Here is a 13,508-nt window from a genome sequence, read left to right on the forward strand (position 1 = left end):
GCCGATGCACTGCTTTGTGCCTTGCCGGTGACAGCCGGTGAGTCGGGACTGGGTGTCCAACTGCCCGCTGATGTCATCGCGGGCTTGGTCATTGACGGGACGATGACAGGGTCACGAGAGTAATCAACGCTTCCCGTCTTTACGTCTGACGATAGCGCGTGATTCCGGGCAAGCGTTCGCTGTTGTGTCTTGCGGGGCCGATCCTTGCCACCACAAACGTCCCTTTTCCTATGCGAACACTCGTGAGGCTTTGAGGAAGCGACGTATCGCCCTACGTGCTGCGTCGAGCTTCGTTTGTCTTTAGCACCCGCGTAAATACGCGATGTGTCTCGTCCCCTGTTGGTCGAGGGTAACGCCTGCGCTGAACGCTCACCTTCGGACGCTTGAGCCGACTTCACTGCATCCATAGCGCGGGGCACGCCCTGCGTCGATCGCGAGCCGCACCAGAACAGTCCGATACCGAACGCCGCCGCACCGTCAACGGTGCACGCCGAGGCTCCCAATGGAGCGGGCACGTTAAACGCTACCGGCTGCGGCGATCCTTGATCTGCGTGCGAGCCGTCCCGCGTAATGGAGCCTGTTCGATCGCGCTGAAACGCTTGTGCCGCGTCACTGTCATTAGCGCGCGGTGCGTGTTTCACTGAAGCGACCGGCCATACAGCTCCGGTAGCACTCACGCCATCGTCTCTCGACCCATGCACGCCATGTTGTGAAAACGCGCGCACTAATCCATAACCGCCGACCATGATGCACAGAATCACCGCCAGGACAGCAGCACGATCTCTTGTGGTTGCAGTGGGGCCAACCGGCGGGAGCGCCGCCACATTGTGCGCATCGCCGATTGCCTCGAAAGGGGGCATGACCGCCTTTGCGATGCGTTCCGGCGGCACGAGTGGTTCATCGGCTCTCGTGAGCACGGCTCCGTGCCGATCGGCCCCGCAGTATGGGCACGCGATATCGCCTGCCTGCGAGACGCTCTGGCAACGCGGGCAGATCACGGAGTAAAGCGACCGCAACTCTTCCTGCTGATCCATGGTCATACCCGCTGGAGCGCGAAAGCCCGAGAGCACTGTTCTCACCTTTTAGAAGCCGCGCTCGTGGTCGAGGCGCAGCGGCGGGACCGCTTCAACTGATTCGTCAACGGCTGCGTTTGATGTTTCGTTCGACGTTAGCACACCGATGCACCGTCGGATAGCCGAAAAAACGCTCCCGGCCGGTACAATTGATAGCCCTGCGAACGATCGTGCAAGCGTTTGACGCAGGAAGACTGTAAGCTGAACACACGTGCGTTGCTTTGATACGACGTGTCGATTCTGGGAATGGCGTCGCCGCGTGCATGGGTGGCCCCAATAATGCTCTTACAGCACGCTTTTCCTGGTTTTGATGCACGTGCAAGGTCGCGAGTGGCCACGCGAGACCTTTTTGAAACCATTACGCTCTAATATTTCTATTCTTTCTTGCCTAAGCTTCATGAGGCGTCAGTCAATGATGTTTTCCGGACATCGACAGCAAGCGGTCATTAAGGTCTTCATGCACAGACGAGTTCATCCACAACGACAGAAAGGCCGTGAAGACGCGCATCAAGGCGCGCACAAAGGGAGAATGTCGTGAAGGTCGGAATCTATTGCGACTCGGGCATAAACGGCGGGCACGAAGAGATGCTCAAGCGCTTCATGCTTGCGCTCGTACAGAGCGCGGAGATCGATGCGTTGCACATCTTCGTGCCGAGAGACAATACAGCGCTCTTTCGCTACGTGGTCGACCTCGCACGAGACCACCGCAAAGTGCAGACGATTGCCCTTCCCTATACCGCAGAGTCCATTCGCGGCAATCTTTGGGCAATGCTTCGCATGTCGCGATCGACAGCGGCCATTTTGCGCGACTTGCGCCTGCATAAACTGCTGATCGCCCAAGGCACCATCGTCTCCGGCCTCGCGGGTCTTTTCGCCGCGCGCCTGTCGGGGACGCGAAGCGTGAGCTATCTTCCGCTCGTCGATGACAGCCCCAAGAGCACGCGTTTCATCGATAAAGTGAAGTGGCTTGCGAAGCGCGGCGTGTACCGCATGCCCAATGAGTACGTCACCTTGAACGAGCATTTGCGCGCCAAGCTGCGTCTACTCGCACCACACGCGCGCACGATGATCCTCGAGAATTATGTCGATCCGCGCTTCGGCCATTCGACGCTCACTCGATCCGAGGCGCGTGCGAAGCTCGGCTTGCCCGACGACGGCATGAGGATCATCGCTCATATCGGACGCGTCGACTTCGAGCACAAGCGGCACGACTTCCTGCTCGAATCGATCGAACGTCATGCCGCTGCGTTTCAACGCACCATCGTCATCATCATTGGCGAAGGACCGGATTCCGCGCGCCTGGCGGCCATGGTGGAAGCAAGCCCGGTATTGTCGGAATGCGTGCGTATATTGGGGCGCAAGACCGACGTGCTTCCCTATATCGTCGCAAGCGATACGCTCGTGCTTCCCTCTGCATTCGAAGGCGTGCCGCTCGTCATGATCGAGGCGATACTGGCGGAGCGGCCGATCGTCGTGTCGCGCGTTTCGGGACTGGATGCGTACTTGCCGAACGCACTGCTCTTTCCGCCCGGCGATCACAATGCATTCGTCGAGCGCATCTTTGCGGCGCGCGAAGTACCGGTCGCGTCGATTGCACAAGAGTTTCGCCGCCGCTTTTCGAGGGAAGTATTCGATGCACAGGCACAACGTGTAATGACGCTCCCTGCTCCGCCGGCGGACACATTCGATCCGGCCTCCGCACCAAGCCCGGACGTTTTGAAGAAGTAGCGTTGCCAGTTCAGCGTCTTGCACCGCGTGCGTGCAAGCGACTTTGCTCATAGTAAAAGCGTTTAATTTGAACTACTATGCTCCTTCCCTTTCAGAAGAGCCTCATGTCATGAGCCGAGTCGTTATCCTCAGTCTCGCGTCGTTGAGTGATGACGATAAGGAAGACGTCGCCTTGCCTGCGGAGGTCAAGAGCGAGCTGGGGTCGGCAGTCGAACGGGTCATCATCTCGACGCGGCACGCAACGACCGTGGAACTGCCGGACGACGCGGGCATGACAAGAAGACAAGCGGAAAGCGTCGGGCGATCCGGTCACAGCGGTTTATCGGCAGTGGTCGTCAAGGTCGCGACGATGAACGGCCCGAACATCACACGCCGCATTCCGTTCATCGGACGTTTCGCTCAACATACGATCGACCTCGTACCCGACGACGTCCCCGACTGGCTCACGTGGGCGGCCGCGCATGTCGATCTGGCAGAAGCATCGCGCTTCGCCTTCAGTAGGACGCGTGCATATCAGGTCTGGGGAAGACTCTGGACGCAGCGCTTTGGTGCATGGCGGCCTGTCGAGTTGGAAATCACGGAGCATCGATCGAATGACTATGCAAAGCAGTTCGAATTGATCACAGGCGAGCCTTCGCTATTGCAGATCGGCGGACCCGAGCTTCCCGCGTGTTTCGTATCGCTTCCGACCGGTCACGTGAAGGTGCTGCTGACGCCGGGCTTGAACGCTCAGGCAGACGACTACCCGTTGAACATCGTTGTTTCGCGTGTTTCGGAAGGGCCTCGCAACGCATTGCTGTCTCTTCTCGCAATGGACGAGATGGTGCAAGCGCCACGCCTTGCCGAAGAACTGACTAATGGATTCGACTGGAACAGCGTGCGTGACGATCCGCTGATTGGCTGCGCGCTGGCCCACGCGGCCATCCGGCTCCGCGCACGAGACAGATTCACGCTTGCGGATGCAGTGGGTCTTTTCCAGAGCGCGCGCGGATCGGCCGACGCGGCGATCCTGTTAGCGAACCGTGAGCTTGCGGATAGCCCCTCCGATCTTTCGCGCGTCCTTCGCCTGCTGGATGTGGGCATCGGGCGCGCGCTGCCCGTGCTCGCGCAATCACTGACCGTTGCGTCCAATGCGCTTGATGTGCTTCGACGCCATGAGAGCCAGATTGACCAGAGAATGCTGGTTGCTCTGACCGAGAAGTCGCGCATGTATCTTCGCGCGAGAGCCAACGCAGGCCCGTTTTTGTCCTTCTACGGACCCACGCCCGTCACCGCGCGGGAACGCTCCGAGACGGCGCCAGCTTCGTCGACTGTTCAGGCGCCCGTGGCGGCGCGTACTGTCGGAGCGGCGCTTGCTGCGATAGCGACTGGCTTCAAGCCTGTCGCCGCCACGTCACTCATCGATACGGCCAAGACTGCCAGCTAGTCGATCAGCCTCGACCGAACGCCTTCACTCCAGAGGCTCGACGGATGCGACCGCCGTCTCATGCACCGCAACGTCACCATGCACGGGCCGCCGGTCGACCGCCGCTTCCGCCTGGAAACGGGCATAGCGCATTTCGATGAACGAAGTGAGCGACGCCTTGAAGATCTCGCTGGAAAAGCGCTCGGCATTCTCTCGGCAGACGCGCGGATCGAACGCATGCAGATTGCGCTCGAAGCGCGTGACCGCCTCATTCAGCGATGCCGGCGTCTGTTCCTTGAAGAACACGCCCGTGGGCCGCTCGCGCGGGATGCCGACCACCGTTTCCAGCGCACCGCCCCTGCCATAGGTGATGACAGGTGTGCCGCATGCCTGCGCTTCGATGATCGAAATGCCGAAGTCTTCCTCGGCTGCATAGACGAAGGCGCGCGCACGCTGAAGATGATCGCGCAAGACTTCAAACGACTGATAGCCGAGAATCGTTATGTTCGGGCCCGCGGCGGCGCGGACCTTGTGCATGTCCGGGCCGTCGCCGATTACGACGAGACGCCGCTCGGGCGTCATCGAGAACGCCTTCACGATCATGTCGATGCGCTTGTACGGGACCATGCGCGACGCGGTCACATAGAAGTCTTCCTTCTGCGGCCGCATCGCAAATGCGCTGACATCGACCGGCGGATAAATGACCGTCGCGTCACGGCGATACGCTTTCTTGATGCGCCGGGCAATGAAATGCGAATTCGCGATCAGATGATCGACACCGTTCGTCGAGCGTGCATCCCAGCCGCGGATGTAGTGCAGCAGTCCCCGCGCGAGCACTGATTTGAAGCCCTTCGAGAGTCCTGCTTCGGTCAGGTACTGATGCTGCAGATCCCACGCATAGCGAATCGGCGAGTGCATATAGCTGATATGCAACTGATCCGGTCCGGTGATGACGCCCTTCGCGACTGCATACGAGCTCGATATCACGAGGTCATAGCCGGAAAGATCGAACTGCTCGATGGCCAGCGGCATCAGCGGCAAATAGCTTCTATAGCGCTTTTTGGCCGACGGCAGCTTCTGAATGAAAGACGTTTTGACCGGACGATTCCTGAGGCAGGTCCGATCTTCCAGAAAGTCGACGAGGGTAAAGATGTCGGCGTTGGGGTAGCAGTCGATGATCTGCTGCAATACCTTCTCGGCTCCGCCGGTCACCACGAGCCAGTCGTGGACAATGGCAACTTTCACAGTCTCTCCTGATACATGGACGCTTCCGGATTGGAAGACTGTCAACGGTGTATTGAGTTGCAACGACAGCGCCGCTCGCGGCGAACAGAAGACGCAGCGCGACGCCGCCTGAATTACTGACGACTACCTTTCACGCGACTCAACATTCTCTCTGCGGTCTCGAATAGCCACATCGAGAGAGTCGCCAGGAAAAAGAGGCCCATTACCCGGACGATTTCGAGTGCGCGTGCGATGAGCCCGACGAACGAGTTCACACGCGTGACGAATGACATTGCTTGTTCCATACGTTCATATGTGTCGTTCCGGCAAAGGCACGGCACGGCGCTCGCGACTCTCCGTGCGAGGACAACATTCGCACGCCTGATCCGAGGGTAACGACGCGGCATCGACAACTAGCACGCTTGATGCCAAGACGCGCAAGTGCGCGCTGATTCGATGCGAAGACGAGCTTCAGGCGCCCGCATTGACGAGAGCAATCGCCCTTGATGGCGCGCTGCAAAGTCGACACTCTAAGCGAAGTGCTGAACTTCGGCAATGAAGCGCAATGCCACCGATATGAATTAAAACGATCGGTCGTCCGGGAGAGAACTGCTGTCCTCGAAACTAGTCACAAGCAGTAAGTGACTGACATCGTTCGAATAGGTTCACGGATTAGAAGAAACGATTCTCAGGCGTCCGCTACCGCACATAAGCGCACCGAATGCGAATGACAAATCAATTCTTGTCTGATAGAAAGGCTCCTTCGTTCGTCTGCGTGTTGGCGCACGCCTGTCGATGCGAGGGCCGGCGTCCGCGTCATAGGCAGCATAGGCATTCGCAAAAAACCAAGGACACTCGATGGGCTTTGCAATCAACGGCAAGTTCGCCTCACAGCGCATTACCGGCGTGCAACGCGTGGCGTATGAATTGACGCGCGCCATGCAGTCACGCGCGTCCTCGCCGACCGAACTCCCCGTACTGGTGCCTCCCGACGCAACCGATCTCGGGTTGGCCGCGCGCACTACGCACATCGCGCGCAATCTCAAAGGAAATCTTTGGGAGCAGATCACGCTGCCGCTCGAATCGCGGCAGGACACGCTGATCAGTCTGTGCAATACCGGTCCGCTCTTCAAGCGCCGCCATCTGCTGATGATCCATGATATGGCCGTCTACGATGTGCCGCATGGGTTCTCGAAGAAGTTCGTGATGTGGTATCGGCTGAGATTTTCTGTTCTTCGCCGACAGGCAAACCTGATACTGACGGTGTCGCGATTCTCGCGAGAGCGCATCTGCCATCATCTGCGGCTCGATGAATCGCGTGTCGAAGTCATCAGGCCCGGCGCCGATCACATGGACCGTGTCACGGCAGAGCCATCGATTCTTGAGAAACTCTCACTGAGTAAGGACAAGTACTGCATCCTCGTCGGCAGTCTCGATCCGCGCAAGAACCTGCAACGCGTGCTTGCCGCGACCAAGCTGCTCGGCCACCTCGACAAGGACTTCAAGTTCGTCATTGCCGGCGGCGCGAATCCGCGTGTGTTCGCCAATAGCGATTCCACTCAGCAGTCGTACTCCGATCGGGTGATCTGGGCGGGCTTCGTCAGCGATGGTGAACTGAAGGCGTTGTATAGCAGCGCGGCGTGCCTGGTATTTGCTTCTCTTTACGAAGGCTACGGATTGCCGCCGCTGGAAGCGATGTATTGCGGTTGTCCGGTGATCGTGTCGAAGGAAGCCTCGTTGCCCGAGGTGTGCGGCGACGCGGCCATGTATTGCGATGCGACGTCGGTCCAAGACATCGCAGCGAAGATCGAATTGATGGCGACGAACGACGTGCTTCGCGAGCAGCATCGCCGCGCGGGGCTCGCCCATGCGGCGCAATTTCGCTGGGACGGCGCCGCTAAGAAACTCATGCAGATTCTACAAACGGCCCGTTGAGATTACACGTTCGCTTTTTTTGTTCAATGCAACATCGGCACTTGGATTAAAAGAGCGGGCGCGTCAAGCGCAACAATGCAACCAACTATTACTTATTGCCTGTGCTACGTCCCTTTATTCGAAGTGTGCGTTAGCGCACGTACCTTAATTTGACGAGGCTTGAAGGTAAGCAGTATTGCGACGGCTACGCGTTTTCCCGAGTTTTGTCTTTTTCGGGGGTTCCGTCCGGTGTTTGGACGTCCCAAACATCTCCTTCTTTAGCAAACGTTGGAATTTTTTACTGGCCGTGCGATTGCGGGATCGGTATTCCTTGCACCGCACGCCGCTGGTTTTTTGGACCGACATTCGAATCCATAAGGAAACCCTCTAATGAACACACCAGTTCTTGGGATCGATCCAGTCCCTGTGCGCAGCCGAGATGACGGGTTCTCCGCGAGCGACTTCTGGAAGCTCATCGTCGATAACGCTTGGCTCGTGGTGTCGATCATCATCGGCATTACGGCGCTGGCGACGGCTTACGCCTACCTCGCCACACCGATGTTCGCATCGGATGCGCTCATCAAGGTGGACTATCCGAACCCCAATGCGCTTGGCGTGAACAACACGCAAGGCCAGCAGCAGGTCGTTCCGTCGACGCTGCCGACCGACGCCGAGATTCAGATCATTCAAAGCCGCGCGGTACTTCTGCCGGTCATCAAGAAGTATCACCAGGACGTGCTGGTTGCGCCGCGCGAGATGCCGCTCGCCGGCCGCGTCTCGGAACTGCTGGCTACGCCTGGCCAGCCCTCTGCGCCCGTGCTCGGTTTCAGTTCATTTGCATGGGGCGGCGAAGAAGTGAACGTCAGCCAGCTCGACGTGCCCCCGCGCCTCGAAAACAGAAAGCTCATGCTGCGCGTGCTGCCGCAAGGCGCATACGAGCTGGTCGATCCCGACGGCAACTCCATCCTGCACGGCACCGTAGGCCGCGCGGTGAACGCCGACGGCATCTCGGTGATGATCGACAAACTCGTCGCTCGTCCCGGCACTGAGTTCAACGTCACGCGCTTCAGCGAGTATCAGGCTGTGACGCGCTTCGCCAAGAACCTGAAGGTGATGGAATCGACGAAGGACTCGGGCGTCGTTCAAGTGCTTTACGAGAACGAAGATCCGCGTCTCGCGCAGGAAATCACGAATGCGATTGCGCAGACGTATATCGCGGCGCATGTCGATCAGCATCGTGAAGAAGCGAGCGTCACGCGAAACTTCATTCTGGGCGAACTGCCGCGGCTCGAACGCGAGCTGCAACGCGCCGAGAGCGAGTTGACCAACTATCGCCGCTCGTCGAACTCGATGCAGCCAGGCACGGAAGCGACCTCGTACCTGCAAGGCAGCCTCGACATCGAACGGCAAATCGCTTCGCTGCAAATGCAGCGCACGCAGACGGCAGCCCGCTTCGCACCGAACACGCGTGAAGTGCGTACGATCGACGAGCAACTCGCCACGCTCAGGGCGCAAAAGCAGGCGTTCGATCAGCGCTTCGGCCAATTGCCGGGCTCCGAACGCAAGCTGATGGACCTGACGCGCGATTCGAAGGTCGCGGAAGACATCTATGTCGCGATGCGCCAGAAAGCGAGCGAGCTTGCAGTCACGCGCGCCGGCACCATCGGCAACGTGCATCTGATCGACTCGGCGATCTATCCGACGGACCCGTCGAAGCCCAAGCGTCCGCTCGTCATCGCTGGCGGCGCGGCTGCGGGTGTAGTCCTAAGTATTCTGTTCGTGTTCTTCCGCGATCAACTCTCGCGCAGCGTGAAGAGCCCGCACTCGGTCGAAAGCCGCCTGAGCCTGCCGGTATTCGGTGCGGTCAGCTTCAGCCCGATTCAGGCGCGTCTCGATCGTCCGTCGAAGGCATCGCTTCTGCCTGGCAAGAGCCGTCCGGGTGCTTTGACGAGCGACCCGTCGCGCCGCGTATTGAGCGACGAGCGCGATGCCAAGGGACTTTCCTCCGATGACGTGGGCCATCACCCGCTCTCCGCGCTCGGCGATCGCGACATGGCCGTCGAAGCGTTGCGCGCGGTGCATGCATCGCTGATGCTGGATATCGGCCCGGCGCCGAACAACGTGCTTGCCGTGGTGGGCGCTACGCCGGGCACCGGCAAGACCTTCGTCGCGTCGAACCTCGCCGTGCTTCATGCGCAAACCGGCAAGAACGTGCTGCTGATCGACGGCGACATGCGACGCGGCCGCATCGCGTCGATCTTCGGGCAACACGGCGGCAACGGCTTTGCGGAAGTGCTCGCGAGCAAGATCCAGATCGATCAGGCGATTCGCCAAACGGATGTGCCGGGTCTCTCGCTGATGACCTCGGGCCGCTTCCCGGCGAACCCGTCGAAGATGCTGTCGACGCCGCGTCTGCCTTTGATCCTCGATCTGCTGCAACAGCGTTACGACCTCGTCATCATCGATACGCCCGCCGTGCTCGCTGTCAGCGACGCCAACCTGATCGCCGCGAACGCGGGGTCGTCGGTGGTCGTCGTGCGGCCGAGCGCCCAAAGCGAAGGCGAGTTGCAGGAAGCCATCAAGCGCCTCGATCTGACGGGCGCACGTATCGCGGGCGTGATCTTCAATGCGGTTCCAAAGCGCCGCAGCGAGAAACGCACGTATGCGTACGCAAGCGCCTACATGTCCAACGTGACGACGGAAGAGGACTAAGCTCATCGTCACCTTTGGACAAGACCGCCGGACCGCCGCCGTTTCATCGGCGCGCGGTCCCGCCAAAGGCGTCATAACAATTCGAGTCGATGGACGCTAGCGTCCGGAGAGACCTATGTACGCACGCACCATCTCGATGTTGTTCTACATGTTCTTCACCTGCGTGATTCTGAATCCGCAGGTGGGGGGCTTCACGGTTTACTTCTACCTTTTCATTCCGTTCTTCGATCCCGGTTTCACGCGTTTTCTGACGAGCACCGTGCGTCGCTGGAGCGGGCCGCTCGCGGTCGCGGTTGCGGTCAGTCTCATCGGATCGCCGACGGTGGCCGTGCGCGTGATTTCGCTCGCGATATGCATCGGTTATCTGCTGTACTCGAAGCAGCGGCGCATTTTCTATCTGCACGTGTGGATGCTGATCAACATCGGATTCGCCGCGCTGCAGTTCGTGCTGTACTACGTGAACCGCGATCTCGCGATGGCGCTGGGTCCGCGCGCGCTCGGACAAATGATCTGGGGTTCGTATGCAACAGCCGCCTATACGAACTTCTTCGAAGTCTTCTACTTTGCGCGCGTCTCCGGCTTGTCGCGTGAAGCGGGTTTCTTTTCATCGCTGCTGGTTGCATCGCTGGTCGTCTATCTCGCGACGAGCGAGCGCATCGACAAGCGGGTGGTGGCGCTCTACGTGTTCGGCCTGATCATCAGCTTCTCGAAGTCATCGATGCTGTTGTTTCTGTTCGCTGCGCTCTACCCTTTCCGCAAGCCGCTGCGCGCAGCGCATCCGCTCGTCGTGTTCTGCGCGTTTGCAGTGTCGATCACGGCGCTGTCGGTCTTCATGGGGAACCACAACTTCTTCGGTTCGGAGACGTTCGGGCATCGCTTCGGCGGCTATCCGTTCATGGTCGAAGCCAAGCTCGAAGATCTCATTTCCGGCATCAGCGCGCCCGAGATTCTCAAGCACTACCGCTATCTGCCTTATATCCGCCTCATCGAAGCGGACATGATGGTGGCGGGCGTGCCGTTCGCGGGCCTGCCGGCTTCCGTCGCGGACATGGGTCTCTTCAGCGCGCTTCTGTTGTTCGGCGTGGTGGCGTTCACCGCATCGGATGGCTTCGTTCTGTTGCTGTTCCTGCTGATATCGTCGACGGTGAGCATCACGACGGTCACGTCGTTCGTGCCGCTCGGCTACCTGCTGCTGTACTGGCCGCGTTTCCAGGCCTATATCGCCGAGCAACGGCTCGCGGCATGGCACAAGGGACCGCGCAGCGCACTCACGCGGGCGCGGCGCTTTTCGCCGCCGCGCACGCCTCGTGCGCGCGCGATGCGCGTCGTCGAAGGCGAGTGACCCGCCGAACCACCCACAGGTACGCAGTCCGAAGGAGTTTCAATGCAAGTGCCTCGCACGATGCGGGCCGTGTCGCGCGGCCCGCGTCACGCCCGCTCCGTTTACGTCCGATCGATTCGTCCGCGCCTCATTGCATCGGCCACGCTGATGCTCGCGGCGCAGTTCGCAGGACTCGCCTTCACCAGCGATGCGTTCGCCGCCAGTGCGTTGACCGTATCGAATGCGCCGGGCACGCTCATTAGCGACGATGCCGGCAGCAAGCGCATCACGTTCAAGCTCGCACCGGGAAGCGCATCGGAAGGTGCGCAGGTCGTCGCGACGCTTTATCGCTATGACGACAACGCCGAGCTTTCGCAGACGCCGGTCGATACTTACCGCGCGTCGGCATCGAATAGCAAAGGCGGCGCGCAAGTGGCGGTGAACGTGTCCTTGCCCGGTCCCGGCCTGTATGTCCTCGATGCGAAACTCGTATCCGCGAGCGGCGGCGAAGGCGATTCGGTCAAGGTGAGTCTCGCCGCGCTTGCATCGGGCAACGGCACCTTCAAGGACGCGGGCGTCGCCACGCATTTCGGCCAGCGCAAGGGCAACCCCGCGACGGTGCTTGCGCTCATCAAGCGCGCGGGCTTCACCTGGATACGCGACGAGCTGTACTGGAGCGAAGTCGAGAAGACGCCGGGCAAGTTCCAGTTCGGGCGCAACGAAAACGACTACGGCGGATACGTGCGTCAGGCGGCGAAGATGAACATCAAGCCGCTGATCGTGCTCGATTACGGCAACGCTCGCGCCTACCCTGCCCTCTTCCGGGGACCGCAAGGCTTTCCGCGAACGGACCAGGAGCGCGATCTTTTCGTGCGCTATGCGCAGAAGGTCGTCGGCTTTTATGGCGACGACGTGAAGACGTGGGAAATCTGGAACGAGCCTGCGTTTCCGCGCATCGGCTACGACAACTACATCGCGCTGCTGAAGCCTGTCTACACCGCGATCAAGAAGGTCAGCCCCGATGCGAACGTCGTGTCATGCGGCGGAGGCGGCGCGGGCGGCGGGCCGGGTGGCGACTGTATCGCGCAGATCGTCAAAGCCGGTGCGCTCGAGTACCAGGACGGTTTCAGTATCCATCCGTACATGTCGCCCTACGATCCGGATCACGGCTACAGCGCACAAGGATCGCCGCTGCCGCGCGTGAATGTGCCGACGGTATGGCCGCATCTCCGAGACATGACGAAGTCCCATCCGCGGCCGGACATCGGGCGGCTCAAGGTGTACATCACCGAGATCGGCTGGCCGTCGAGCCCGGCGGCAGCGGGTCTCTCGGAGCAGAAGCAGGCCGCCTACGCGGCCCGCACGTTCCTGCTCTCGCGGCGTTTCAACGCGGTGGAAACCGTCATGTGGTACGACTTCGTCGATGACGGTGTAAAGCCGGCCGACAAGGAAGCGAACTTCGGCCTCGTGCGGCTCGATCTCACGCCGAAGCCCGCGTACGTTGCCGTTACGACGCTCATGCGCAACATCGGCTCGCGTGCATGGGACCGCGCGCTCGTCGATAACGGCGATACGAAGGTCTTCCAGTATGGCGGCGATGATCGCGTGATCGTCGGCTGGCGAAGCGATGTGGACGCGGACCCGGTGCCGACGTCAGTGCCGGTTCCGCCGGGCACGTACAAGCAGATCGACTGGCAAGGAGCGACGTCGACGCTGACGGTCAAGGAAGGTTTCCAGTGGAAACTGGGAGCGCTGCCCAAGTACCTGATCCCGGCGAAGTAAGAAGCGATAAAGCACCGCGATTCACGCGCGCATAAAAAAACGCTCCGTCTCGCGAGAGTCAGAGCGTTCAAAGTCCGTGCTGTCGAAGCGTCCGCTTAAACCGGGTTCGCCTTGATGAAGTTCTTGAAGTTGTTGTACGACGCGCGCTTCGTCACGCCATCGCCCGCGATCAGGCCGTAGTTGTCGTCGATGACCGCGTACATCATGATCGATTCGATGTTGTACTTGTCCTTGAGCGACCGGTACTGAGCCAGCGCCTTCGGAATGTATGCGGACTGTTGGTCCGCGGTGTCCTTCTGGGCATTCCAGCCCCACTCGGTCAACCAGATCGGCACACCGAACGAATCCT

7 protein-coding genes and 1 pseudogene are annotated in these 13,508 nt (G+C 60.1%); 6 read left to right on the forward strand and 2 right to left on the reverse strand.

Translation table 11 applies throughout. The features are described from left to right. Window positions 1-1,607 precede the first annotated feature (1,607 nt). Complete coding sequence (locus BG57_RS17245; RefSeq protein WP_081850927.1) at window positions 1,608-2,801, forward strand: glycosyltransferase; 1,194 nt, start codon at window positions 1,608-1,610, stop codon at window positions 2,799-2,801. Window positions 2,802-2,832: 31 nt separating this feature from the next. Next, complete coding sequence (locus tag BG57_RS17250; RefSeq protein ID WP_152562628.1) at window positions 2,833-4,227, forward strand: hypothetical protein; 1,395 nt, start codon at window positions 2,833-2,835, stop codon at window positions 4,225-4,227. Window positions 4,228-4,251: 24 nt separating this feature from the next. Here BG57_RS17250 and BG57_RS17255 read toward each other — a convergent pair whose 3' ends face one another. After that, window positions 4,252-5,451 carry a glycosyltransferase family 4 protein gene (locus BG57_RS17255; protein WP_081850928.1) on the reverse strand — a complete coding sequence of 400 codons (1,200 nt, stop codon included), beginning with the start codon at window positions 5,449-5,451 and terminating at the stop codon, window positions 4,252-4,254. An 837-nt stretch (window positions 5,452-6,288) separates the two neighbouring features. Here BG57_RS17255 and BG57_RS17260 point away from each other — a divergent pair. From BG57_RS17260 to BG57_RS17275, 4 genes are all read left to right on the forward strand, one after another. Then, window positions 6,289-7,365 (forward strand): glycosyltransferase family 4 protein, encoded by a 1,077-nt coding sequence (locus BG57_RS17260; RefSeq protein ID WP_052005865.1) that lies wholly within the window; start codon window positions 6,289-6,291, stop codon window positions 7,363-7,365. Between the two features lie 369 nt (window positions 7,366-7,734). Then, window positions 7,735-10,056 (forward strand): polysaccharide biosynthesis tyrosine autokinase, encoded by a 2,322-nt coding sequence (locus BG57_RS17265; protein WP_035966476.1) that lies wholly within the window; start codon window positions 7,735-7,737, stop codon window positions 10,054-10,056. Between the two features lie 115 nt (window positions 10,057-10,171). Next, window positions 10,172-11,398: a hypothetical protein gene (locus tag BG57_RS17270; RefSeq protein WP_075583160.1), complete on the forward strand. Its 1,227-nt coding sequence runs from the start codon at window positions 10,172-10,174 to the stop codon at window positions 11,396-11,398. A gap of 42 nt (window positions 11,399-11,440) precedes the next feature. Continuing rightward, window positions 11,441-13,159 (forward strand): cellulase family glycosylhydrolase, encoded by a 1,719-nt coding sequence (locus BG57_RS17275; RefSeq protein WP_152562629.1) that lies wholly within the window; start codon window positions 11,441-11,443, stop codon window positions 13,157-13,159. Window positions 13,160-13,254: 95 nt separating this feature from the next. Here BG57_RS17275 and BG57_RS33060 read toward each other — a convergent pair. Beyond that, window positions 13,255-13,508, reverse strand: a pseudogene (locus tag BG57_RS33060) (glycosyl hydrolase); the annotation flags it as partial.

It is taken from the genome of Caballeronia grimmiae (assembly GCF_000698555.1).
Lineage (GTDB): Bacteria > Pseudomonadota > Gammaproteobacteria > Burkholderiales > Burkholderiaceae > Caballeronia > Caballeronia grimmiae.